This is a genomic window from Brevundimonas sp. (assembly GCF_004210735.1).
Lineage (GTDB): Bacteria > Pseudomonadota > Alphaproteobacteria > Caulobacterales > Caulobacteraceae > Brevundimonas.
Genome location: NZ_SDZL01000002.1, coordinates 16,921 through 39,827 on the forward strand (window position 1 = coordinate 16,921; position 22,907 = coordinate 39,827).

Annotated in this window: 21 protein-coding genes and 1 tRNA gene; 11 read left to right on the forward strand and 11 right to left on the reverse strand. The window is 70.4% G+C overall.

What is annotated here, in order from left to right:
- Positions 1–10: 10 nt before the first annotated feature.
- From EON91_RS00535 to EON91_RS00550, 4 genes are all read left to right on the forward strand, one after another.
- Complete coding sequence (locus EON91_RS00535) at positions 11–316, forward strand: hypothetical protein (RefSeq protein ID WP_292090864.1); 306 nt, start codon at positions 11–13, stop codon at positions 314–316.
- Between the two features lie 147 nt (positions 317–463).
- The gene (locus EON91_RS00540; RefSeq protein ID WP_292090865.1) at positions 464–736 is read left to right on the forward strand and encodes a hypothetical protein; all 273 of its coding nucleotides are present in this window, start codon (positions 464–466) and stop codon (positions 734–736) included.
- Between the two features lie 98 nt (positions 737–834).
- Positions 835–2,622: an FAD-dependent 5-carboxymethylaminomethyl-2-thiouridine(34) oxidoreductase MnmC gene (gene mnmC, locus EON91_RS00545; RefSeq protein WP_292090867.1), complete on the forward strand. Its 1,788-nt coding sequence runs from the start codon at positions 835–837 to the stop codon at positions 2,620–2,622.
- Positions 2,623–2,662: 40 nt separating this feature from the next.
- On the forward strand, positions 2,663–3,067 hold the full coding sequence (locus tag EON91_RS00550; protein WP_292090868.1) for a DUF6491 family protein: 405 nt from the start codon (positions 2,663–2,665) through the stop codon (positions 3,065–3,067).
- A gap of 12 nt (positions 3,068–3,079) precedes the next feature.
- Here the strand turns inward: EON91_RS00550 and scpA are convergent, their stop codons facing one another.
- The 7 genes from scpA to EON91_RS00585 all read right to left on the reverse strand — a co-directional run bounded on the left by scpA (position 3,080) and on the right by EON91_RS00585 (position 11,774).
- On the reverse strand, positions 3,080–5,224 hold the full coding sequence (scpA, locus tag EON91_RS00555; RefSeq protein ID WP_292090870.1) for a methylmalonyl-CoA mutase: 2,145 nt from the start codon (positions 5,222–5,224) through the stop codon (positions 3,080–3,082).
- The gene (locus tag EON91_RS00560) at positions 5,221–6,612 is read right to left on the reverse strand and encodes a methylmalonyl-CoA mutase family protein (protein WP_292090872.1); all 1,392 of its coding nucleotides are present in this window, start codon (positions 6,610–6,612) and stop codon (positions 5,221–5,223) included. The genes scpA and EON91_RS00560 overlap by 4 nt, the downstream gene beginning before the upstream one ends.
- 67 nt (positions 6,613–6,679) lie before the next feature.
- Positions 6,680–7,465 carry a TIGR00730 family Rossman fold protein gene (locus EON91_RS00565; protein WP_292090873.1) on the reverse strand — a complete coding sequence of 262 codons (786 nt, stop codon included), beginning with the start codon at positions 7,463–7,465 and terminating at the stop codon, positions 6,680–6,682.
- A gap of 45 nt (positions 7,466–7,510) precedes the next feature.
- Positions 7,511–8,887, reverse strand: a complete 1,377-nt coding sequence (gene hemN, locus EON91_RS00570; RefSeq protein WP_292090875.1) for an oxygen-independent coproporphyrinogen III oxidase — start codon at positions 8,885–8,887, stop codon at positions 7,511–7,513.
- On the reverse strand, positions 8,874–9,014 hold the full coding sequence (cydX, locus tag EON91_RS00575; RefSeq protein ID WP_292090877.1) for a cytochrome bd-I oxidase subunit CydX: 141 nt from the start codon (positions 9,012–9,014) through the stop codon (positions 8,874–8,876). Before cydX ends, hemN begins: the two co-directional genes overlap by 14 nt.
- A 23-nt stretch (positions 9,015–9,037) precedes the next feature.
- Positions 9,038–10,186, reverse strand: a complete 1,149-nt coding sequence (gene cydB, locus EON91_RS00580) for a cytochrome d ubiquinol oxidase subunit II (RefSeq protein WP_292090878.1) — start codon at positions 10,184–10,186, stop codon at positions 9,038–9,040.
- A 25-nt stretch (positions 10,187–10,211) separates the two neighbouring features.
- A complete protein-coding gene (locus EON91_RS00585; RefSeq protein ID WP_292090949.1) occupies positions 10,212–11,774 on the reverse strand; it encodes a cytochrome ubiquinol oxidase subunit I in 1,563 nt (520 codons plus the stop codon).
- A gap of 156 nt (positions 11,775–11,930) precedes the next feature.
- Between EON91_RS00585 and cydD the strand changes: the two genes are divergently transcribed.
- Together cydD and EON91_RS00595 are read left to right on the forward strand one after the other, a co-directional pair.
- Positions 11,931–13,547, forward strand: a complete 1,617-nt coding sequence (gene cydD / locus EON91_RS00590; RefSeq protein WP_292090879.1) for a thiol reductant ABC exporter subunit CydD — start codon at positions 11,931–11,933, stop codon at positions 13,545–13,547.
- The gene (locus tag EON91_RS00595; RefSeq protein WP_292090880.1) at positions 13,544–15,163 is read left to right on the forward strand and encodes an ATP-binding cassette domain-containing protein; all 1,620 of its coding nucleotides are present in this window, start codon (positions 13,544–13,546) and stop codon (positions 15,161–15,163) included. The genes cydD and EON91_RS00595 overlap by 4 nt, the downstream gene beginning before the upstream one ends.
- Here the strand turns inward: EON91_RS00595 and EON91_RS00600 are convergent.
- Complete coding sequence (locus EON91_RS00600; RefSeq protein WP_292090881.1) at positions 15,160–15,897, reverse strand: helix-turn-helix domain-containing protein; 738 nt, start codon at positions 15,895–15,897, stop codon at positions 15,160–15,162. The genes EON91_RS00595 and EON91_RS00600 overlap by 4 nt on opposite strands.
- A 114-nt stretch (positions 15,898–16,011) precedes the next feature.
- Between EON91_RS00600 and EON91_RS00605 the strand changes: the two genes are divergently transcribed.
- A complete protein-coding gene (locus EON91_RS00605) occupies positions 16,012–16,440 on the forward strand; it encodes a hypothetical protein (protein ID WP_292090883.1) in 429 nt (142 codons plus the stop codon).
- Positions 16,441–16,718: 278 nt separating this feature from the next.
- On the opposite strand, the gene EON91_RS00610 is transcribed toward EON91_RS00605, so the two are convergent.
- Positions 16,719–16,793, reverse strand: a tRNA-Val gene (locus tag EON91_RS00610).
- Positions 16,794–16,890: 97 nt separating this feature from the next.
- Complete coding sequence (cpdR, locus tag EON91_RS00615) at positions 16,891–17,247, reverse strand: cell cycle two-component system response regulator CpdR (protein ID WP_292090884.1); 357 nt, start codon at positions 17,245–17,247, stop codon at positions 16,891–16,893.
- 128 nt (positions 17,248–17,375) lie between these two features.
- Here cpdR and EON91_RS00620 point away from each other — a divergent pair, with 128 nt between their 5' ends.
- Positions 17,376–18,224 carry an N-formylglutamate amidohydrolase gene (locus EON91_RS00620; protein ID WP_292090885.1) on the forward strand — a complete coding sequence of 283 codons (849 nt, stop codon included), beginning with the start codon at positions 17,376–17,378 and terminating at the stop codon, positions 18,222–18,224.
- Between the two features lie 245 nt (positions 18,225–18,469).
- Here EON91_RS00620 and EON91_RS00625 read toward each other — a convergent pair whose 3' ends face one another.
- The gene (locus tag EON91_RS00625; RefSeq protein ID WP_292090887.1) at positions 18,470–19,156 is read right to left on the reverse strand and encodes a DUF599 family protein; all 687 of its coding nucleotides are present in this window, start codon (positions 19,154–19,156) and stop codon (positions 18,470–18,472) included.
- A gap of 110 nt (positions 19,157–19,266) precedes the next feature.
- Here EON91_RS00625 and ppa point away from each other — a divergent pair, with 110 nt between their 5' ends.
- From ppa to EON91_RS00640, 3 genes are all read left to right on the forward strand, one after another.
- Positions 19,267–19,821 (forward strand): inorganic diphosphatase, encoded by a 555-nt coding sequence (gene ppa, locus EON91_RS00630; RefSeq protein ID WP_292090888.1) that lies wholly within the window; start codon positions 19,267–19,269, stop codon positions 19,819–19,821.
- A gap of 122 nt (positions 19,822–19,943) precedes the next feature.
- Positions 19,944–21,818 carry a cobaltochelatase subunit CobT gene (gene cobT / locus EON91_RS00635; RefSeq protein ID WP_292090890.1) on the forward strand — a complete coding sequence of 625 codons (1,875 nt, stop codon included), beginning with the start codon at positions 19,944–19,946 and terminating at the stop codon, positions 21,816–21,818.
- A gap of 14 nt (positions 21,819–21,832) precedes the next feature.
- Positions 21,833–22,807: an esterase-like activity of phytase family protein gene (locus EON91_RS00640; protein WP_292090892.1), complete on the forward strand. Its 975-nt coding sequence runs from the start codon at positions 21,833–21,835 to the stop codon at positions 22,805–22,807.
- Positions 22,808–22,907 lie beyond the last annotated feature (100 nt).

Sequence of the window (22,907 nt, forward strand, 5' to 3'; positions counted from 1 at the left end):
GGAGACTGAAATGACGCCTCGCCGGACCCTTTTCACGCCCGCCGCCCTCGCCCTGGGCGCCGCCCTGACGCTGGCGGCCTGCCAACAGCCTGACAGCAATCGCACCGAGGAAATGACGGCCGACGCCGCCGCCGACACCGCGGCCATCGCCGCCAACCAGGCCGCGGACAATGCGGCGGCGGCCTCGACGTCGGCGTCCCAGGCCGCCTCGGAAGCCGGCGCGGCGATCGATCAGACGGCCATGCCGCCCCAGCAGGCCCCGGCCTCGACGTCGGACACGGCCATGCCGCCGCCCGCCAATCCGCCGGCCCAGTAAAAACACCAGACGGAACGCGTTTTCCTTCGACGGATAACGATAGATCACGAATGCGTGAGAATTTCGCTTGCGCTTCTTCTCACGATCCCGTTATCTCCGGGCTGCGGGGGTTCATGATCCCGCACACCCTTCTGAAGGAAAAAAACTATGCGCATCACCGCTCTGATCGCCGCTTCGGCCGCTGCTCTGGCCCTGGCCGCTTGCCAACCCGCCGCCACCGACAAGGCTGAAGACGCCGCCGCCGACGCTTCGGCCGCTGCCGACACCGCCGCTGACGCTGCTGCGACCGCCGACGCCGCCGCCACCGACGCTGCTGCCGCCGCTGGCGAAGCTGCCGCCGTTGCCCCGGCTGCCGACGCTGCTGCCGCTCCGGCCGCTGACGCCGCTGCTGCTCCGGCCGCTCCGGCTGCTGCTCACTAAGACTTCGGTCTTTCACGACCTCCGGGTCGTGGAGCGAGAAAGGGGTCGCCTCCGGGCGGCCCCTTTTTTCATGCGCGCAAGCTGCTAGAGCCCCCGCCATGACCGCTTCTGATGACGCCTCTCCGCAACTGGTCTGGGCCGACGACGGTTCGCCCCGCTCGGGCCGCTTCGGCGACGTCTATTTTTCAAAGGACGACGGTCTGGCGGAAACCCGCGCCGTCTTCCTGCAGGGCTGCGGCCTGCCCGAGGCCTGGGCCGGACGCGACCGGTTCACCGTCGCCGAGCTGGGTTTCGGCACGGGCCTGAACATCATCGCCCTGATCGACCTGTGGCGGCGCCATCGCCCGGCCGGCGGAGAGTTGCATGTCTTTTCGGTCGAGGGGTTCCCCCTGACGGCGGACGACGCACGCCGCGCCCTGGCCGCCTGGCCGGAAGTGGCCGAAGTCGCCGAGGCTTTGCTGGCCGTCTGGCCCCCGTCCACACCCGGCTTTCATCGCATCGACCTGCCGACGTTCGGCGTCACCCTGGATCTGGTTATCGGCGAGGTTGAATGGGCGCTGTCGCAGTGGGACGGAGCGGCCGACGCCTGGTTCCTGGACGGCTTTTCGCCCGCGCTCAATCCCGCCATGTGGTCGCCGCAGGTGATGGCCCTGGTCGCCGCCCGCTCGGCGCCCGACGCCCGACTGGCCACCTTCACCGTCGCCGGCTTCGTGCGCCGGGCTTTGGCGGACCAAGGCTTCACCGTCGAGAAACGCCCCGGCCATGGCCGCAAGCGCGAGCGGCTTGAGGCGCGGCGCGGCGGCGCGCCCCGCCTTCTGCTTCGCCGCCGCATCGCCGTCGTGGGCGCAGGCATCGCGGGCGCCGCCGCCGTGCGCGCTCTGACCGCCGACGGCCATGAGGTGGTGCTGATCGAGCAGGACCGCCCCGGCGCCGGCGCCTCGGGCTTTCCCGCCTCGCTGGTGACGCCGCGCCTGGACGCAGGCGACGCCGTCATCGCCGGCCTGCATGCCCAGGCGCTGGAGCGTGCGGGGCGGCTTTATCGCGATGTGCCCGGCGCAATCGTGGCGCAGGGCGTTCTGCAACTGGAGCAGGCGCCGCGCGACGCCGCGCGATTCGCCAAGGTCGCAGCCCAGGATATCTGGACGGACGGCGCCATGACCACGCTGGACGCCGTCGCCTGCGCCGAACGACTGGGCGAGTCCGCACATACGGGCGGCCTGTTCATGCGCGATGCGCTGGCCATCCAGGCCGCGCCGGTGCTTCAGGCCTGGCTGGCGGGGACCGCAAGCCGTCTCTCCGCTGAGGTCGCCCGACTGGAACGCCTCGACGCCGGCTGGCGCCTGCTGGACGCACAGGACGCCCTCATCGCCGAGGTCGAGGTCGTGGTGATCGCCGCCGGATGGGGCTCGGCCGTGCTGGCCGATCTGGGCCTGTCCCCGGTTCGCGGTCAGGCCGACTGGGTCGAGGGCGTGACCGCCCAGCCCGTCGCTTGGGGCGGATACGCCGCGCCGACGCCATCCGGCCTGCTGTTCGGCGCCACCCACGACCGGGATCAGACCGACTGTGACCCGCGCCCGGAAGACAGCGAGCGCAATCGCCAGACCCTGCGCGCCCGCCTGCCCGATCTGGCCGCGCGGATCGACGGCGCGGTCGCCCACAGCCGGGCCGCCGTCCGCGCCACCACGCCCGACCGCCTGCCCCTGGCCGGACAGTTGCAGGACGGCCTGTTCGTGCTGACGGGCCTGGGCTCGCGCGGTTTCTGCTTGGCGCCGCTGCTGGGCGAGCATGTCGCGGCCATGATCTCCGCCGCGCCGTCGCCCCTGCCCCGCGATTTCGCCGACCGCCTGCGCCCGGATCGCCACATGCCCTTGCGCAACCAACGGTGAAGGTGGACGCTTAGCTGCAATACGCCCCCGGGAGACGACGATGCGCGCCACGACCCTGACCGCCCTTGCGGCCCTCACCCTGCCCCTGCTGGGCGCCTGCGCGGCCAGCGCGACCGGCGACGCTGCCGTTCCGGCCGAAAGCGCGCGCCAGTGCTTTTCCTCGTCCCAGGTGACTAATTTCCGCACCGGATCGGTCCAGACTGTCTATCTGCGCGCCGGCCGGGACGATGTATTCGAGCTTCAGTCCACCGGCTTCTGTCGCGACCTGGACACGGCCAACGCCATCGTCATCAGCCCTCTGTATTCCGGCGGCGACCGGCTATGCGGCGGCGATGACGCGGCCATCACCATCGGCGGCTCGCGCGACGCCCCGTGCCGCGTCCGCGTCATCAAGAAGCTGACGACCGAGGAAGTGGCCGCCTTGCCGGGCCGCGAACGCCCCTGATCCCGGCGACGGCTACGCCTTCTGGGCGTAGCCGAGGCGCTGGTTCAGCTTTTCGATCATGTCGGCGGCCGTGTCGGCGATGATCGAGCCGGGCGGATAGACGGCGGCCGCGCCCATGTCGATCAGCGGCTGCACATCGCCCGGCGGGATGACGCCGCCCACCACGATCATGATGTCCGGACGGCCCAGCTTCGCCAGCTCGGCCTTAAGCTCCGGCACTAGGGTCAGGTGACCGGCGGCAAGCGATGAGGCGCCCACGGCGTGGACGTTCTTTTCCACCGCATCGCGCGCGGCCTCGGCCGGGGTCTGGAACAGGGCGCCGGCGGTGATGTCGAAACCCAGATCGCCATAGGCGGTGGCGACGACCTTCTGGCCCCGGTCGTGGCCGTCCTGGCCCAGTTTGGCGATCAGGATACGCGGCGGCCCGCCGTCGTTCTCGATGAAGGTCGCGACCATGTCGCGGGCGCGGGCGACCTTGGGATCGCGCCCCGCCTCCCGGCCATAGACGCCCGAGACCGTCTTCACCGTGGCGACGTGGCGACCGAAGGCGGCCTCCAGCGCGTCCGAGATTTCCCCCACCGTGGCCTTGGCGCGAGCAGCATGAACCGCCAGCTCCAGCAGGTTGGCGTTCCCGCGCGCGCCGTTGGTCAACGCTTCCAGCGCGGCGTCGGTCGCGACCTGATCCCGCTCGGCGCGCAGGCGCTTCAGCTTGTCGATCTGGGCGCTAAGGACGGCGGCGTTGTCGACCTTGAGCATCGGAATGTCGTCGGGCGTATCGTTCAGATAGCGGTTCACTCCGACCACGGTCTGCTTGCCCGTGTCGATCCAGGCCTGGGTGCGGGCGGCCGATTCCTCGATCCGCAGCTTGGGGATGCCCGCCTCGATGGCCTGGGCCATGCCGCCCGCCGCTTCGACCTCGGCCATCAGGGCGCGGGCCTTGTTGGCCAGATCGTGGGTCAGGCGCTCGACGTAATAGCTGCCGCCCCACGGGTCGATGACGCGGGTCAGGCCCGTCTCCATCTGCAGCAGGATCTGGGTGTTGCGCGCGATCCGGGCCGAAAAATCGGTCGGCAGGGCCAACGCCTCGTCCAGGGCGTTGGTGTGCAGGCTCTGGGTCTGACCGCCCGCTGCCGCCATGGCCTCGACCATGGTGCGCGGCACATTGTTGAACACGTCCTGGGCCGCGAGGCTCCAGCCCGAGGTCTGGCAGTGGGCGCGCAGCGACAGCGAGCGCTGGTCCTTCGGCGCGAACTTCTGCATCACCTTTTCGGCCCACAACAGGCGGCCGGCGCGCATCTTGGCCACCTCCATGAAGTAGTTCATGCCGATGGCCCAGAAGAAGCTCAGACGCGGCGCGAACCGGTCCACGTCCATGCCCGCGTCGACGCCCGCCTTGATGTATTCCAGCCCGTCCGACAGCGTATAGGCCAGCTCGATATCGGCCGAGGCCCCCGCCTCCTGCATGTGATAGCCGGAGATGGAGATGGAGTTGAACTTCGGTGTCTCCTGCGCGGTCCAGGCGAAGATGTCCGAGATGATCCGCATGCTGGGCGCAGGCGGATAGATGTAGGTGTTGCGGACCATGAACTCCTTCAGAATGTCGTTCTGAATGGTCCCGGTCAGGGCCGCGTGCGGCACCCCCTGCTCTTCGGCCGCCACGACATAGAGGGCCAGGATCGGCAGCACGGCGCCGTTCATGGTCATCGACACCGACATTTGGTCCAGCGGAATGCCGTCAAACAGGGTCCGCATGTCCAGAATGCTGTCGATGGCCACGCCGGCCATGCCGACGTCGCCCTTTACCCGCGGATGGTCGCTGTCATAGCCCCGGTGGGTGGCCAGATCGAAGGCGATCGACAGCCCCTTCTGCCCCGCCGCCAGGTTCCGCCGATAAAAGGCGTTCGATTCCTCGGCGGTCGAGAAGCCCGCGTACTGCCGGATCGTCCACGGATTGCCCGCATACATGGTCGGATACGGCCCGCGCATATAGGGCGCGAAACCCGGCAGGCCGTGGATGGCGTCCAGACCCTCCAGCGCCTCGGGACCATAGGCGGTCTGGACCGTCAGGCCCTCAGGCGTCAGCCACGGGTCCCGGCTCGGGCCTGCGCCCGTCGTGGTCAGGTCGAGGTCGACCTTGGAGAAGTCGGGGAAGCTCATGGGTTGGCCTCCTCGGACGCGATTTCAAAGGGCGCAGCGAACCGCACGGGGGTCAGGGCGCCGTCGCGCACGGGAACATAGGCGGGCTCGGCCGTCTCGACCGGCGCCGGGCGCGGATCGGGATCGACATACCGGGTCACGCCGACCATCTGGCGCGCGCCGTCCTTCAGCGCCGCCTCCAGCTGGCCGCGCGCGCGTTCGACGCGCGGCTGGATCAGGCCGTGCTTCAGCGCCTCAACGACGCCTCCTTCGGATTCAATCCACTGGAACTCGGCCCAGCCGGCCTCGGCCAGATCGCGCGTGCGGGCGTCCAGAAACCAGGAGCCGGCGGCGGGATCATCGACGCGGCCGATGTTCGCCTCTTCCATCAGCACCAGCTGGGTGTTGCGGGCCTGACGCCGGGCGAAGGCGTCCGGGCGGCCCTCGGCCCGGGTGAAGCCGTCCAGCACCACCACATCCGCCCCGCCCACGGCCCCGGCGAAACCGGCGGCGGTCAGGCGCAGCAGGTTGGGCCACGGGTCGCGCGCCGCCAGCATCCGCCGCGACGAGCGCGCCTCAATGATCGCCGGGGTCTCATGCCCGAAGGCGCGGGACAGGCTGGCCCAGATCAGGCGCATCGCCCGCACCTTGGCCATGGCGTCGAAATATTCGGCGTCGACCGCCACGCCCAGCACCACGCCCTTCAGCGCCCGCTCGACGCTCAGCCCGGCCTCAACGGCGGCCTTTACATAGGCGACGGCGCTGGCGGCGGCGAAGGCCAGCTCCTGCCCCGCCGAACCGCCCGCTTCGTGCACGACCCGGCCCGACGCCATGAACAGGCGCGCCTCGGGATAGGCGCCGGCGTGCCAGCTGGCCGTCTCGGCCGCCTTGGCGATCAGCGCCTCGACCGGGATCGGCGCCTCGCCCGCCCCGGCGAAGGCCGAGATCGGATCCATGTGAAACTGCAGTTGCGCGCGCGGCGAACCCTTGGCCACCGCCGCCAGGGCGTTGGCCGCCACATGCCCGTCGAACCCGGCGTCCAGCGCCACCGGCGCCAGCTCCAGCGCCACGCCTTCCAGCGCGCGGGCCAGCGCCTCCGCATCACGCACCACCGCGCCCGACAGCAGCACCGAGGCCGCGCCGTTCTCCAGGTCCGTCAGCACCGCCGCATTGACCGCGTCCGCCGCCTCGCCCTCGACCAGGGTGCGCAGATCCCAGGCCCGACCCTCGGCGTCGCTGGGGCGGGGCGCGCGCAGCGGCGTCACCCCCGTCTGGTCGCCATACAGCGGCCGGACCACCAGACCGTCGGCGTCCAGATGCAACAGGCTTTCGATGGCGCGGCCCTTCAGCGCCTTCTCGGCCTGGGCGCGCCAGTCGGCCGGGCCGGGCCGGGCGAACAGATCGGACATGGGACCTCCGCTTCAGTGGCGGTCCTTTTGCGTCCCCCGGCCGCCCGCGTCCAGTATCGAACAGTCGTCAGGTCGTGGGCGAGGGGTCGATCGCCTTGTGCGGCTCCAGCCCACCCGACAGCAGGCAGGCCCAGATTTCCTCGGCCGTATCGGCGAACCGGAACAGCTCCACATCCCCCGGCGCGATGAAGCCGTTGTCCACCAGCGCCTCGAACCCGATCACCGAGCGCCAGAACGCCTCGTCCACCAGCACGACCGGGATGCGCGGCGCCTTGTCCGTCTGGCGCAGGGTCAGGATCTCGAACAACTCATCAAAGGTCCCGAACCCGCCGGGGAACACCACCAGCGCGTTGGCCCGCATCGCCAGATGCATCTTCCGCATCGCGAAATAGTGGAAGCGGAACGTCAGCTCCGGCGTCGAATAGGCGTTCGGCTCCTGCTCGTGCGGCAGGGTGATGTTGTAACCGATGGACGGCGCGCCGACCTCGGCCGCCCCCCGGTTGGCCGCCTCCATCACGCCCGGGCCGCCGCCGGTGGCGATGACGTTGTCGCGCACCTGCCCGCCGTTCAGCAAGGCCCCGCCCTCCTTCGACGCCAGCGCCCCGAACTGCCGCGCTGTCTCGTACCAGCGCGGGTGCAGACCCGGCCCGTCGGGGCGAATACGGGCGCTGCCGAACACCACGATGGTCGAGCGCACCCCCCACCGGCGCAGCGCCTCCTCGGTCTTGGCGTACTCCAGCAGGAAGCGCACCCCGCGCATGGAATCGCCCAGCAGGAAATCCTGATCCAGCGCCGCCATGCGATAGGAGGGCGAGGCCATCTGGGGGGCGTTCGGCTTGATGTCGTCAGTCATGATCTCAGCCTAGCGGCGCTGGCGATCAGAGGCGACACCTCCGCGCTATACGGCGCGCGCGTGCCGGGCCGCCGACGGACGCAATGTCGTGTCGAACGCCGCGCAGGCCACCCGCACGAACGGCTTGCCCGCCTCGGTCATGCGGATGCGTGCGCCCTCGTGGACCAGCAGGCCGTCCGCTTGAACCGGCGCCAGTCGCGCCAGCGCCTCGGCCAGGTCGGACGGCGTCCGGCCGTGCCGCGCGCAGACCGCGTCCAGATCGACCGCGAAGTCGCACATCAGCCGTTCGATGAGCTCGCCCCGGAACCGGTCCTCGTCGCTCAACGCCACGCCGCGCGCGATCGGCAGTCGCCCTTCGCTGACCGCTTCGCGCCAGTCGCGCTCGACCGTGATGTTCTGGACATAGCCGCCGGGCGTCTGGCCGATGGACGAGGCGCCCAAGCCGATCAGCACCGGCGCCTCATCGACGACATAGCCCTGGAAGTTGCGCCGCATCCGCCCCTCGCGCGCCGCGACCGCCAGCGGGTCGTCCGGCAGGGCGAAATGATCCAGACCGATGGCCTGATAGCCGGCTGCGACCAGTCGGTCGGACGCCGCACGGCTCTGTTCGAACCGCGCCTCGGCGCCCGGAAGTTCGGCCTCATTGATCAGCTTCTGGTGCGGCTTCATCCACGGCACATGAGCGTAGCCGAACAGGGCGATCCGTTCGGGCCGCAGTGTCAGGATCTGCTCCAGCGTCGCCAGCACCTGATCGACCCCCTGACGCGGCAGGCCGTACATCAGGTCCAGATTGACCGAGCCGACGCCCGCCTCGCGCAGCCAGCCGGTCGCCTGTTCGATCACCACGAACGGCTCGATCCGGTTCACCGCCTGCTGCACCTGCGGCGACAGGTCCTGCACCCCCAGACTGGCGCGGTTCAGGCCGTGGCGGGCGGCGGCGCGGACCCAGTCGCGGGTCAGGACGGCGGGGTCCAGTTCGGCCGCGATCTGATCCACCGCGCCCATGTCGAACGCCTGGCCCAGCGCGCCGAACAGCCGATCCAGATCGGCGGGCGACAGCATGTTGGGCGTGCCGCCGCCCAGATGCAGTGAACCGATGCCCAGCCGTCGCCCGGCGACATTGGCGACCATCGCCGCTTCCTTCGCCAGCAGCTCGACATAGTCGCTGATGGTCTGCGCCCGGTTCACCGCCCGGGTGTTGCAGCCGCAGTACCAGCACAGACGCTTGCAGAACGGCAGATGGACATACAGCGACACCGGCCGGTCCAGCGGCGCCTCAGCCATCCAGCCGGTCCAGGTCGCCGGGCCGACGGCGGGCGTGAACTGCGCCGCCGTCGGATAGCTGGTGTAGCGCGGGACGTTGGCGTCGTGCCGGGCGATCAGGGCCGCGACATCGGCGCCGTCCGGATCAGACGTCGGCATCGACCGGGTCCGGCTCGGACGCCCCGACGTCGCCTTCGTCGAACAGGCGGAACTCGTGCCACAGGCCGTTCAGCACGCCGAACCCCACCGCCAGGCCCAGACCCAGGATCCAGGAGAAATACCACATGGGACGATCCTTCTTTCTCGGGCTCAATACAGGTCGGGATTGGAGCGCAGCGCGCCGGTCGTCGAACGGCCCCACAGCACCCGATAGACCCAGGCGGTGTAGACTAGGATCAGCGGCAGGAAGATCGCCGTCACCACCAGCATGATGAACAGCGTCGTCTGGCTGGACGAGGCGTTCCAGACCGTCAGGCTGGACTGCGGATGGATCGAACTGGGCAGGATGAACGGGAACATCGACAGGCCGACTGTCGAGATGATCCCCACCGCCGACAGCGACGACCCGCCGAACGCCAGCGGCTCGCTGCGTCGCCACAGGCCCAGCAGCGCCGCCGCTGCGCCGAGGAAGCCCAGCACCGGCGCGATCAGCATCCACGGATAGCGGCCATAGTTGTCCAGCCAGGCGCCCGAGGCGGCCTCGACCGTCGTGCGCAGCGGGTTGGACACGCCGTTGACGTCCAGCGCGCCGGTGATGCGGAAGCCGATGTCGCCATAGGCCACGAACAAACCACCCGCCGCGAACAGCACCAGACTGAGCAGGCCCGCGATGGTCCCGTACAGACGGGCGCGGTCGGCGACCGGCCCCCGTTCGGCCTTCAGCCCCAGCCAGGCCGCGCCGTGCAGCACCAGCATGGCGACCGACAGCAGGCCGCACAGCAGGGCGAACGGCGAGAACAGGCCCAGCAGATGCCCCTCGTAGAAGGAGCGCAGGTCGCTATCCAGACGGAAGGGCGCGCCCAGCATGACGTTGCCCACGGCCACGCCGAACACCAGCGCCGGCACGAAGCCGCTGACGAACAGGCACCAGTCCCAGAAGGTCCGCCAATGGCCGTGCGGCCGCTTGGACCGGTATTTGAACGACACCGGCCGCAGGATCAGCGCCGCCAGCACCAGGAACATCGCCAGGTAGAAGCCGGAGAAACTGACCGCATAGACGAAGGGCCAGGCGGCGAAAATCGCGCCGCCGCCCAGGATGAACCACACCTGGTTCCCCTCCCAGGTGGCGCCGACAGTATTGATCACCATGCGGCGCTCTTCATCGGTCCTGGCGACGAAGGGCAGCAGGGCGCCGACGCCCAGATCGAACCCGTCGGTCAGGGCGAAGGCGATCAGCAGCACGCCCAGCAGGCCCCACCAGATCAGGCGAAGCGTGGCGAAGTCGAGAGGAAGTTCCATCTTCGTATGTCCTTGATCTGAGGGGTCAGGCGACGGCCGGGGCGCCTTCGGCGGCCAGCTGGGCGTCGGTTTCCTGTTCGGCGAACGGCCCCTTCTTGATGGCCCGCAGGATCAGCCCCACCTCGACCACGGCCAGGGCGCCGTAGAACAGGGTGAAGCCGATGATGGTGGTCCATAGCTGCGGCACGGTCAGGCTGGACGCGCCCAGGAAGGTCGGCAGGACGCCTTCCACGGCCCAGGGCTGACGCCCCACCTCGGCCAGCACCCAGCCGAACTCGATGGCGACCCACGGCAGGGGAATGGCCAGTACGGCCAGCCGCAGGAACCACCGCGTCTCGTGCTTACGCAGGGTGCACAGCACGAAGGCGGTGGCGAACAGCCCGATCATCAGGAAGCCGATCCCCGCCATGATCCGGAAGGTCCAGAACATCAGCGGCACGTTCGGCACTGTCGACCAGGCGGCCAGCTGGATCTGGTCCGGCGTGGCCAGGCGCGGATCCTCGACATAGCGCCGCAGCAGCAGGCCATAGCCCAGGTCGTTGCGGACCGGTTCGAACCGGGCGCGGGCGGCCACGTCGTTGGGATTGGCCTTCAGGTCCTCCAGCGCGTCATAGGCGACCACGCCGCGCTCGATCCGGTCCTCGGCCACCGCGACCAGCTCCAGTATGCCGATCACCGGCTTGTCGATGCTGCGGGTCGAGATCAGGCCCAGCACATAGGGAATCTTGACCTCATAATGGGTGTGCCGGTCCTTCAGGCTGGGGATGCCAAAGGCGGTCAGGCCGGCGGGCGCCGGCTCGGTGCGCCACATGGCCTCCAGCGCGGCCAGCTTCATTTTCTGGTTGTCGGTCAGGGCGTAGCCGCTCTCGTCGCCCAGCACGACGACCGACAGCGACGAGGCCAGACCAAAGGCCGCCGCCACGGTCATCGACCGCTTGGCGAAGCCCTTGTGCTTGCCCTTCAGCAGATAGAAGGCCGAAACCCCCAGCACGAAGACCGAGGCGCAGACATAGCCGGCCGACACCGTGTGCACGAATTTGGCCTGGGCCACCGGGTTGAACAGCACGGCCATGAAGTCCGTGACCTCCATCCGCATGGTGTCCGGATTGAAAGCGGCGCCGACCGGGTTCTGCATCCAGCCGTTGGCGATCAGGATCCACAGCGCCGACAGATTGGTGCCCAGCGCGACCATGAAGGTGACGAACAGGTGCGCGTGCGGCTTCAGCTTGTCCCAGCCGAAGAACATCAGCCCGACGAACGTCGCCTCCAGGAAGAAGGCCATCAGGCCCTCGATCGCCAGCGGGGCGCCGAAGATGTCGCCGACGTAGTGGGAATAGTAGGACCAGTTCATCCCGAACTGGAACTCCATGGTGATGCCGGTCGCGACGCCCAGGGCGAAATTGATCCCGAACAGCACGCCCCAGAACCGGGTGATGGTCCGCCAGATCGGCCGTCGGGTCATCACATAGATGCTCTCCATGATGACCAGCATGAAGGACAGGCCCAGCGTCAGGGGCACGAACAGGAAATGGTACAACGCCGTAAGCGCGAACTGCAGACGGGACAGGTCGACGACCGCCATGTCGATCATGGAATCAGGCTCCGATTGGCCGGGCCGTCACGACCGGGCCGTGCTGCGTTACGCGAAGCCTACACCCGCAACCTTGATTTCGATCAAAGCCTTCGGTCGCAGCGACATTTAGGCCCTTGTCCATGACCCTGAGCGGCGCCTAGACCCTTGTCGATGACCCCCAGCGGCGCCGCACCGATCGATCCCCGCCGATGGCTGGCCGAGACGACGCGCCCGCTGCCGGGCCGCGACGGCCAGGCGGCCGGTCTGCTGGCCATCGCCGACGCCGCGCCCGCCGTCGCCTTCGCCGCCGGTCTGGCCGGGGCCATCGCGCACCTGCCTGAAGGACTTGTCGCCATCCTGCCGTGGCTGGCGCTGGCCGTCGTCGCGCTGGCGGCGCGCGGCCTGCTGGCGTGGATGACGGCGGCGACGGGCGCGCGTGCGGCCGGGTCGGTCAAGGACGGCCTGCGCCGCCGCCTGCTGTTCGCCCTGTTCGACGGCCGCGCCGGACCAGGCGGCCTCAGCGCCGTGGTCGAGGGGGTCGAGGCGCTGGACGGCCATGTTTCGCGGTTCGAGCCCGCGCGCCGCGCCGCCGTGATCGCGCCCCTGCTGATCATCGCGGCCGCCGCCTTCGCCAGTCCGGTGGCGGCGGGCGTCATGCTGTTCACCCTGTTGCCCTTCGCCCTGGGCATGGGGCTGGCGGGGGTCGCGGCCGCGCGCGAAAGCCGCCGCCAGTTCCAGGCGCTGGAGCGGCTGTCCGGCCTGTTCCTGGACCGCATCCGCGCCCTGCCCGCCCTGCTGGCCTTCCAGGCCCAGGACCGCGCCGCCGCGCGTCTGGCCACGGCGTCGGACGATCTGGAGCGGCGCACCGCCCGCGTGCTGCGCGTCGCCTTCCTGTCCTCGGCGGTGCTGGAGTTCTTTTCGGCCCTGTCGGTCGCGCTGGTCGCGGTCTATTGCGGCTTCAACCTGCTGCGGCTGCTGCCCTTTCCCGTGCCCGAGCAACTGGACCTGGCCCGCGCCTTCTTCGTCCTGGCCCTGGCGCCCGAGGTCTATGCTCCGATGCGCCGGCTGGCCGCCGCCTATCATGACCGGCAGGCGGCCGAGGCCGCGGCCCCGTCGCTGGCCGCCGCGCTGAACACAGCCGCGCCCGTCCGCGTCGGCCTGGCTCCGGTCCTGACCCGCGCGCCCGCGATCCGGTTCCGCGCCGTCTCCATCGCCTATCGCCCCGACACGCCGGTTATCGCCGGGTTCGACCTGGCCATACCGCCCGGCGGTCTGGTCGCCCTGACCGGCCCCAGCGGCTCGGGCAAGAGCAGCCTGCTGCATCTGCTGCTGGGCCTCGCCCCGCTGACGGACGGCAAGGTGATGATCGACGACCTGCGCCTGTCACAGACCGGGCCGCTGGCCGGCGTCGTCGCCTGGGCCGGTCAGGCGCCGGTGGTCGTGCCCGGAACCCTGGCCGACAACATCGCCCTGGCCTGGCGCGAGGCGTCGTCTCATCAGGTCGTGCAGGCGGCGGTGCTGGCGGGCCTGTCCGGCGACCTGTCGCGCCCCATCGACGAGCGCGGCGGCGGCCTGTCGGGCGGCGAGCGGCGGCGGCTGGGCCTGGCCCGCGCCCTGCTGAAACCCGCGCCCATCCTGCTGCTGGACGAGCCGACGGCCAATCTGGACGCCGCGTCCGAGGCCGCCCTGCTGCCCGTCATCCGCCGCGCGGCCCAGGGGCGAACCACCCTGATCGCCACCCATTCCCCGGCCGTCATGGCCCTGGCCGACACCGTGGTGACGCTGTGAGCAGCGCCTTCGACGCCCTGCTGGCCCAGCAGCGCCGTCGCCAGCGCGACCGGCTGCTGGCCGCCGCCGTCCTGGGCGCCCTGGTGTCCGCCGCCGCCGTCTGCCTGCTGGGGCTGTCGGGCTGGTTCATCACCGGCGCGGCCATCGCGGGCGTGGCGGGCGGGGCGACGCTGCAGGCGTTCAACTATCTGGTCCCCAGCGCGGGCATCCGCTTCCTGGCCATCGTTCGCACCGCCGCGCGCTATGGCGAGCGGGTCACCGGCCACGAGGCGGCGCTCAAGGCGCTGGCCGCCCTGCGCCCCGCCCTGTTCCGCGCCATCGCCGCCGCCCCCGTCTCGCGTGCGCTCTCGTTGTCGGGCGGCGAGGCCTCGGCCCGGATGGTCCAGGATATCGACGCGGTCCAGACCCTGTTCGTCCGCCTGTCGGCGCCGTGGAGCGCGGGCGCGGGTCTGCTGGCCGCCCTGGTCCTGGCGTCCCTGGCGGGCGGGGTGGCGGCCCTGACCGTCGTCGCCGCCGTGATCGCGGCCGTCATCGCCGCCGCCCTGATCGCCGCGCGCCTGGCGGCCCCGGCCGGGCGCCGCACCCAGGTCGCCATGGGCGCGCTGAAAGATGATCTGAGCGCGCTTCAGGCCGCCGCGCCCGAACTGCGCGCCTATGGCTTGCAGGACTGGGCGGTCGAACGCGCCGCCGCGCGGGGCCGCGATCTGGACGACGCCGTCGCCGCCGGCGCCCGCGCGGGCGGCTGGATCGCCGCCTCGCAAAGCCTGCTGACCGGACTGGCTGTCGCCGGGGTGCTGGTCGCTGGCGTCGGCGCGCCCTTGCCGCTGGCGGCGCTGGCCGCGCTGGCCGCCGTCACGGCGGTCGAGGCGGGGGCCTCCCTGGCCAACGCCCTGCGCCAGAACGGTCAGGCGAAGGAGGCCGTGGCCCGCCTGTCGCCCCTGTTCGACGCCCCGCCCGCCCCGGCCCGCGCGGCGCCCGCCGACGCGACGATCCGGCTGGGCGATCTGCGCCTGTCGCCGCCCGCGCGGCTGGCCCTCGGCGGCCATTCGGGCGCGGGCAAGACGACCCTGATCGAACGGCTTCTGGCCCTGCGCGATGCGGTGGCGAATGAGGCGTCGCTGGGCGGTCATGATCTGACCGGCGTCGATCCCGCCGGCGCCCGCGCCCTGTTCGCCTATGCGTCGCAGGACATCCGCCTGCTGGCCGGGACGGTGCGCGACAACCTGGCCCTGGCCGACCCCGCTGTGACCGACGACGCGCTATGGACCGTGCTTGAAACCGTCGATCTGGCCGACCGCATCCGCGCCGACCCGCGCGGCCTGGACGCCTGGCTGGGCGAGAATGGCGACACCCTGTCGGGCGGCGAGCGCCGCCGCCTGAACCTGGCCCGCGCCCTGCTGCGTCCCGCGCCCTGGCTGGTGCTGGACGAACCGACCGAGGGGCTGGACGCGGCGACCGAAGCGCGCGTCCTAGCCGGCCTGTCCGCCCACCTGGCCCGATCGGCTCAGGGCCTCATCCTGATCAGCCATCGCCCCGCGCCGCTGGCCCTGTGCGATCGCCGGATCGAGGCGACGGGCGTGGCCGCAGACGGCCGGGTGACGCTGAGGTCGCTCTAGGCTTCGCCGTCCGCCAGCGCGCGTAATTGCTCGGGCCGCTCGACCCGCAGCTCGTTCATCGTCATCAGCCGCACCACGCCCTGGGTCTTCAGCTTGCCCAGCACGCGGCTGACCGTCTCGATGGTCAGGCCCAGATAGTCGGCGATCTCGGCCCGCGTCATCGGCAGGCGGATGATGTCGGCGGGCGTCGGCCGCGCCGGGTCGTGCGAGGGCAAATCCAGCAGGAAGGAGCACAGTCGCTCCATCGCCGTCTTGCGGCCCAGCAGCAGCATCTGGTTCTGCGCCGCCGCCAGTTCGTGCGTCGCCCGGTCCAGCAGCGCGCCTTCCAGCGCCGGACAGTCGCGGATCAGGGCGCGGTATTCCGGCCGGCGGAACCGGCACACGGTCGCCGCCTCGATCGCCTCGGCCGAAAAGGCATAGGCCTCGCCCGTCGCCAGCCCCAGGAAATCCCCCGCGAACAGGAAGCCGGTGATCTGGCGCCGCCCGTCCGGCAACAGCTTGAACACCCGGATCGAGCCCGAGGTGACGTTGAACACATGGCCCGCCGGCTCGCCCTCGCGGATCAGCGGCTCGCCCGGCGCCAGCGTTACCGCCTCGGCCAGGTCGGTCAGTCGGTGCAGATCCTTGTCCGGAATGCTGGCGCAGACGCTCAGCGACCGCGCCCCGCAACTGCCGCAGGCGCTCTCGCGGCGGCGCCCGGCGCAATCGGGCGGCAGGGATTTCAGCGCCAGCATGAAGCGGTTCCGATGAATGACCCCGCCAGCATGGGCCGGGCCGGCGGGGGCGACAAGTCTTCGTCTTGACGCAGGTCAAGGCGGCCACACGCCTGCCGCCGCATCGTGCCTTTCATGCCGTCATCCGCCCCGCGATGCTCAAGCCTGCGCGCCCTGTCCGTCGCCGAGGTCGACACGGCCTTTGTGCTGATGCGGCTGGACACCCCGGACCTGACGCTGGACGACTGGCGCGCCGCCGCCGTCCGCCCGGTGGCCGAAGGCCGGGTTCTGGCCGCCTGGGACGGCGCCTTGCTGAAAGGCCTGGCCTTTCACAGTCCGGCCATCGCGCCGGACGGCGAGACCCTGACCCGGATCGACCGGCTGATCGCCTTCGACATGATCGACCCGCGCGCGGTCGCCGACGCCATGGTCGCCGAACTGGCCCGGCGCGGCCTGGCCGGGGGGCGCGAGGGACTGGGCGTCGTCGCCCGCTGCGATCTGCCCGATCAGGCTGTGACCCTGGCCCTCAGCCACGGCGCCGGCAGTCTGCACCGCATCTTCTGACGCTTGATCTCGATCAAGGCGCACGGCGCGACCGGCCGCCACCGTGCAGGCATCAACAGGAGACATTCCCATGCCCGCCTCGGCCGTGCCCTTCATCATCGCCACCATCAGCTTCTTCAGCCTGTTCATGCTGACGCTGGGCGGCGCCTGGATCGCCACCTCGCGGGACGACGAATAGGTCAGAGCCGCAGATAGCGAAAAGGCCGGCTCTCACGAGCCGGCCTTTTTCATGCGCGACCGCCGCAAGCGACGATGGGACCGGATGTGCTGGAAGGAAATGGTGGACGCGGCAGGGATTGAACCTGCGACCCCCTCGATGTCAACGAGGTGCTCTCCCGCTGAGCTACGCGTCCGCCGAAACGGCCCCTCGGTGTCCGGGGGGCGGGAAGGCGCGGTCTATAACCCGGTCAGATCAGGGACTGCAAGGGCCTTGGCTCAAGGTTTTTCACCTCAGGCCGCGACCATCCGTTCGACTTCGCTAACCAGGTCGCGCAGGTGCACGGGCTTGGACAGGACCTTGGCTTGGGGCGAGGCCTGGGCGGCCGACAGGGCGACGGCGGCGAAGCCGGTGATGAACATGATGCGCAGGCCCGGCTGGCGCGCGGCGGCCACGCGGGCGACCTCGATCCCGTCGGCGCCGGGCATGACGATGTCGGTCAGCAGCAGGTCATAGGGGCCGTGCTCCAGCGCATCGATGGCGTCATCGCCATTCTCGCAGTCGATCACCTGATGGCCGGCGCGCTCCAGCGCCCGGGTCAGGAATCCCCGCAGGGAGTCGTCGTCTTCCGCCAGCAGGATACGCGCCATTTGCGTCCGGTCTTCCTTGTTCGAGACGCGACCCTAGGACCGGAAGCGTAAATCCGCAGTGAAAGCCGCCGTTCGCCCAGACGCTGTTCCGCGCTGCTCTTGTGGACAAAACAGGCTAAGCCGCCGTCATGAACGCGCCCACCGTCGATTCCGAGGAGCCGACCTTCCAGGTCGTGACGCCGTCCGGCGCGCCGACGCCGCTGGTGTTCGCCTCGCCGCATTCGGGCGACCGCTACCCCGGCGATATGGGCATGCGGGCCGACCTGCCTCTGCTCAGCCTGCGCAGCGCCGAGGACGCCCTGGTGGATCGTCTGGTCGCGGCCGGGTCGGACCATGGCGCGCCCCTGATCCGGGGGCGGATCGGCCGGGCCTATGTCGACCTGAACCGGTCGCCCGACGATCTGGATCCTCTGTTGTTCGAGGACGCGGCCGCCCTGCCGCCGCCGGGGCCCAAGGTGGCGGCCGGCTACGGCGTCCTGCCGCGCCTGACCGGCGACGGCCTGGCCCTGTACGACCGGCGACTGACCCTGGCCGAGGCGCAGCGGCGTCTGGCCCGCGTCCACCACCCCTATCACCACGCCCTGGCCCGGCAGATGCAGGCGGCGCACGCGCGCCACGGCCGGGCCATTCTGATCGACTGGCATTCGATGCCGTCGCGGGCGGCAGGCGGGCCGCGCGGGCCGGACGTGGTGCTGGGCGACCGGCACGGGGCGTCGTGCGGCGCGGCGCTCAGCCGCCGGCTGCGGGCCCTGTTCGAATCGCTGGGGCTGAAGGTGGCGCTGAACCGGCCCTACGCCGGCGGTTATTCGACCCAGTTGTGGGGCCGCCCCGCGGAGGGGTACGAGGCGATCCAGGTCGAACTGAGCCGGGCCCTGTATCTGGACGAGGCGACCCTGACCCCATCCGACGCCTTCGAGCGCCGACGCGCCGCCCTGACCCGTCTGATCGCCGCCCTGTGCGCGGACTTCGCAGGCTGATCACCGGCCAAAAAAAACCGCGCCCGAGGGCGCGGTATGAAAGTCTATAGGGAGGAAACGCCCAGGAAGGGCAAGACGCCCGGAGGCGTCGAAGATCAAGCTACGTTGCAGCGCACAAAATTTCAAGCGCTGATTTTCGACCCGCGATCACAGGCTGTTACGGAAATCCTGACTCTCGACACGGAAATGTAACCGCTTCCAGCGCACGATCCATTCGCATCCGCAACTATTCCTGCTGCAAGCGCTCAGTTCTGGTCCAGCAAGCGCCGCGACGCCCGGATCGCCAGCGCCGCCGGCGAGGCCATCTGCCGCCAGATCAGCAGGGCGAAGGCGGACACCACCCCCACCGCCAGCCAGACCGGTCCGAACAGCCAGCCCGCCGCCGCCAGGGCGAAATAATAGCCCCGCACCCCCTGGCTGAATCCGCTCAGCGCCGGATTCAGCACCTGGGCCACGGCCGAGCCATAGGCCATGCGGTCCGCCTCGACGTGGATTTCCGGCGCCGCGCCGATCAGGGCCAGGGTGTAGTTCATCTGGCGCAGCGACCAGATGAAATCCAGGAACCCCCGCGCCAGACACAGCAGCACCAGCGCCAGTTTCCCTTCCAGCAGCTTCATCGACACCTCTTCGGCGCCCAGGGCGGCGAACCCTTTCAACGCCGTGTCCCCGCCGAACAGGATCCCGGCGACGGCGGCGATCAGCAGCAGGTTGGTCGAGGCGAAGAACGAGGCCGAATTGATCGAATGGCCCATCAGCTGGCTGTCGATCAGCCGCACCTCGCGATGGGTCATAGCCCGCATCCAGGAATCGCGCACGATGGTCATGTCCGCGTTCAGCGAGCCGCCACGCCGCGCGATCAGGCCCAGAAGCGGCCCGTAACCCAGCCAGCACAGAATGAAGAGGCCCAGCGCGGCCCAGTCCATGATCGTCATGGCGACCCAGTGTCGCCATCAATGCGGCCGAGGCAAGTCCCGCTTGCCTGAAACCGGCGAGACGCCTATCACCGCGCCCTCCCCGTTTCGCAGTGCACAACGAGCGCATCATGAACCTCGACGCCATTCCGGTCGGCCCGAACGCACCCTGGGACGTCAACGTCGTCATCGAGATCCCGCAGGGCGGCCTGCCGGTGAAGTATGAGATGGACAAGGCGTCGGGCGCCCTGTTCGTCGACCGCTTCCTGCACACCGCCATGTACTATCCCGGCAACTACGGCTTTATCCCGCACACCCTGTCGGACGACGGCGATCCCTGCGACGTGATCGTGCTAAACCCGACGCCGGTGGTTCCGGGCTGCGTCATCCGCTCGCGCCCGATCGGCGTGCTGATGATGACCGACGAGGCCGGCGGCGACGAAAAGATCCTGGCCGTGCCGGTCGACAAGCTGAACCCCTATTACACCGACGTGGCCAGCTATCGTCAGCTGCCCGCCATCCTGATCGAGCAGATCGAGCATTTCTTCACCCGCTACAAGGATCTGGAGAAGGGCAAGTCGGTCACGGTCAAGGGCTGGGGCGACGCCGGCGAAGCCGCCGAACTGATCGCCGCCGGTATGCGCGCCCACCAGGCCAAGCTGGCCAAGGCCGCCGAAGCCGCCTGATCCGGCCGACTCGATGAAATTAAGGGCGGCCTCCGTGCGGAGGCCGCCCTTTTTCATGCCCGGCGCCCAGGCGCGGCCACTTGGCCCTTTTCCCCGCCGTCCGGTCCGCTATGTGTCCCTGCATGGCCGCCAGCGAGACCCCCGCCGAAATCTTCAAGCGCGCCCTGGCCCATGCCGCGCGCGCCCTGGCCGAGTCGGACGAGCTGGAGGTCCAGTTCGGCTCTGACGGGCCGCGCCTGTCGAACCACGTCCTGACCCTGCCCCACCCGCCGCGCGATCCGGCGGCGCCCGAAGGCGCGGCCCTGCGCGGTCAGGCGGACCGGTTGGCGCTGCGGCTGGCCAATCACGACGACCGGCTGGATGCCCGCTTGCGCCCCGCCGACACCCGCGCGGCCGAGGTTTATGACGCCGCCGAACAGGCCCGGGTCGAGGCCTGGGGCTCGCAGGCCCTGGCGGGCGTGCGCCAGAACCTGGACGCCGCCCTGCTGACCAGGCTGGAAAAGACCGGCGCCCTGCGCGCCGAGGCCGAACGCGTGCCCCTGGCCGAGGCCGTCGGCCTGCTGGTGCGCGAGCGGATCAGCGGCCGCAAGGCGCCCGACGGCGCCGGCTCGATGCTGGACCTCGTCCGCGCCGAGCTTGAGGGCAAGGCCGGCGCCCCGCTGGACGCCTTGGCCGCCGTGGCTGGCGATCAGGCCGCCTTCGCCGCCCGCTTCCGCGACGTGCTGGGCGCGCTGGACCTGGATCCCGGCGACGGGCGCGGCGACGACGCCAATGACGAACCGGGCGAGGACGAACCCGACCCCACCGAACCCGACGCCCCGGAAGAGGACCAGGACGAGGATCAGGACGGCGGCGAGGGCGGCCAGTCCATGGACGGTGCCACCGACGACCAGACCGCCGAACAGGAGCGCGAACGCCGCCCCGACGGCTCGCCGGTCGAACAGGACGGCGACGCCTCCGACGACGGCCCCGAAATGGAGGAAGGCGCCCAGCCCAACCGCCAGCAGACCCAGGACGACGGCCGCGCGGTCGACGCCTACCGCGTCTTCACCACCGCCTTTGACGAGGTGATCGACGCCGCCGACCTGTGCGATCCGGCCGAGCTGGACCGCCTGCGCGCCCTGCTGGACCAGCAGCTGGTTCAGCTGTCCAGCGTCGTCTCGCGCCTGGCCAACAAGCTGCAGCGCCGCCTTCTGGCCCAGCAGAACCGCAGCTGGATGTTCGACCTCGAAGAGGGGATGCTGGACACCGCCCGGCTGACCCGGATCATCACCGATCCGACCGCCCCCCTGTCGTTCAAGGCCGAGAGCGAAAGCCCGTTCCGCGACACGGTCGTGACCCTGTTGCTGGACAACTCCGGCTCCATGCGCGGGCGGCCGATCATGGTCGCGGCGGTCTGCGCCGACATCCTGGCCCGAACTCTGGAAAGGTGCGGCGTCAAGGTCGAGATCCTGGGCTTCACCACCCGCGCCTGGAAGGGCGGCCAGTCGCGCGAGGCGTGGATCAGCGCGGGTAAACCCGCCAATCCCGGCCGCCTGAACGACCTGCGCCACATCATCTACAAGGCCGCCGACGCGCCTTGGCGCCGGGCCAAGAAGAACCTCGGCCTGATGATGCGCGAGGGCCTTCTGAAAGAGAATATCGACGGCGAGGCCCTGACCTGGGCCTATGACCGGCTGCGTGGCCGCAGCGAGGCGCGGCGCATCCTGATGGTCATTTCCGACGGCTCGCCCGTTGATGACTCGACCCAGTCGGCCAACGCCGCCCTGTATCTGGACAAGCATCTGCGTCAGGTCATCGCCCGGATCGAGGACAATTCCGGCGTCGAGCTCAGCGCCATCGGCATCGGCCACGACGTGACCCGCTGGTATCGCCGCGCCGTCACCATCGTCGATGTCGAGCAACTGGCCGGCGTCATGGTCGAGCGGCTGGCCGAACTGTTTGACGCCGACGCCGCCTCGTCTCCGCCCGCGCGCCGCAAGCGCGCCGCCGCCTGAGCCATAAGCCCGCCATGACCCTGCGCCGCCTGCTGACCGCCCTGCTGACCCTGTCCTTGGCCGCCTGCGCCGGCGCCGGCCGCGTCTCCGAAACCTGGGCCCCGCGCGACGCCACCGGCTGGACGGCGGTCGGCGTCTCGACCCGCGCCGTGGGGCTGGGCCTGCCCGGCGGCGCGGTCCTGGCGCCCGGCGTTCGCTTCGCCGGCGGGCTGAATGTGGTGGTCGAGCCGACTTCCCCCTTCCGCAGCCTGTCGGACCTGAAACTGACCGGGAGCGACGGCTTCGTCACCGTCTCGGACACCGGCGACCTGGCGCTGGCGGCCCTGCGGCTGGACCGCAGCGGCCGGCTGGTCGGGCTGGACAATCCGCGCATCCGCCGCCTGACCGGAATGGACGGCCTGCCCATCACCGACAAGGTCCAGGGCGACGCCGAAGGCCTGATCCTGACCCCGACCGGCGACCTGCTGGTCAGTTTCGAGCGCGACCATCGCATCTGGACCTATGGCCCGCTGGCCGCCCTGACGACGCCGCGCCCCGTCGCCTCGCCCGACTACGCCTTCGCCCTCAATGACGGGATGGAGGGTATCGCGGCCGCGCCCGGCGGCTGGCGCGTGACCGGCGAGTCCGGCGGCGTCTGGGACTGCGCGCCTGCGGGCGGCTGCCTGACCGTCGTCGCCCCACCCGAGCCCCTGCTGCAAGACGGCGATTACCGCATCACCGGCATGGACCGCGACCCGGCGGGCGACGGCTGGTTCGTGGTCCAGCGCCGCTACACCCCACCCATCGACGCCCGCGCCCGCGTCCGCCGCATGGCCCCCGACGGCGCGCTGGGTCCCGTCCTGATCGAGCTGAAACTGCCGGGCACGACGGATAATTTCGAAGGCGTCGCCGCCGAAACCCGCGCGGGCAGAACGCGCCTCTACATCCTGTCCGACGACAATTTCAGCCCGGCCCAAAGGACGCTGCTGCTGGCGTTCGATCTGTACTGAAACTCTCCCTCCCCGTCCCGGGGAGGGTGGCTGAGGCCGCAGGCCGAAGCCGGGTGGGGGCGGCAGGGCTGAGCATCCGCCGCGCCCGATATCGCCTGGC

Bases quoted from the DNA above. Each gene is read 5' to 3' on its own strand.
- EON91_RS00550 (WP_292090868.1), top strand. From the start codon at position 2,663: ATGCGCGCCACGACCCTGACCGCCCTTGCGGCCCTCACCCTGCCCCTG.
- mnmC (WP_292090867.1), top strand. From the start codon at position 835: ATGACCGCTTCTGATGACGCCTCTCCGCAACTGGTCTGGGCCGACGAC.
- EON91_RS00640 (WP_292090892.1), top strand. From the start codon at position 21,833: ATGACCCTGCGCCGCCTGCTGACCGCCCTGCTGACCCTGTCCTTGGCC.
- cpdR (WP_292090884.1), bottom strand. From the start codon at position 17,247: ATGGCGCGTATCCTGCTGGCGGAAGACGACGACTCCCTGCGGGGATTC.
- EON91_RS00565 (WP_292090873.1), bottom strand. From the start codon at position 7,465: ATGACTGACGACATCAAGCCGAACGCCCCCCAGATGGCCTCGCCCTCC.
- EON91_RS00600 (WP_292090881.1), bottom strand. From the start codon at position 15,897: ATGCTGGCGCTGAAATCCCTGCCGCCCGATTGCGCCGGGCGCCGCCGC.
- EON91_RS00560 (WP_292090872.1), bottom strand. From the start codon at position 6,612: ATGTCCGATCTGTTCGCCCGGCCCGGCCCGGCCGACTGGCGCGCCCAG.
- ppa (WP_292090888.1), top strand. From the start codon at position 19,267: ATGAACCTCGACGCCATTCCGGTCGGCCCGAACGCACCCTGGGACGTC.
- EON91_RS00620 (WP_292090885.1), top strand. From the start codon at position 17,376: ATGAACGCGCCCACCGTCGATTCCGAGGAGCCGACCTTCCAGGTCGTG.
- EON91_RS00625 (WP_292090887.1), bottom strand. From the start codon at position 19,156: ATGACGATCATGGACTGGGCCGCGCTGGGCCTCTTCATTCTGTGCTGG.
- scpA (WP_292090870.1), bottom strand. From the start codon at position 5,224: ATGAGCTTCCCCGACTTCTCCAAGGTCGACCTCGACCTGACCACGACG.
- EON91_RS00540 (WP_292090865.1), top strand. From the start codon at position 464: ATGCGCATCACCGCTCTGATCGCCGCTTCGGCCGCTGCTCTGGCCCTG.
- hemN (WP_292090875.1), bottom strand. From the start codon at position 8,887: ATGCCGACGTCTGATCCGGACGGCGCCGATGTCGCGGCCCTGATCGCC.
- cydD (WP_292090879.1), top strand. From the start codon at position 11,931: ATGACCCCCAGCGGCGCCGCACCGATCGATCCCCGCCGATGGCTGGCC.
- EON91_RS00605 (WP_292090883.1), top strand. From the start codon at position 16,012: ATGCCGTCATCCGCCCCGCGATGCTCAAGCCTGCGCGCCCTGTCCGTC.
- cydX (WP_292090877.1), bottom strand. From the start codon at position 9,014: ATGTGGTATTTCTCCTGGATCCTGGGTCTGGGCCTGGCGGTGGGGTTC.
- cydB (WP_292090878.1), bottom strand. From the start codon at position 10,186: ATGGAACTTCCTCTCGACTTCGCCACGCTTCGCCTGATCTGGTGGGGC.
- EON91_RS00535 (WP_292090864.1), top strand. From the start codon at position 11: ATGACGCCTCGCCGGACCCTTTTCACGCCCGCCGCCCTCGCCCTGGGC.
- cobT (WP_292090890.1), top strand. From the start codon at position 19,944: ATGGCCGCCAGCGAGACCCCCGCCGAAATCTTCAAGCGCGCCCTGGCC.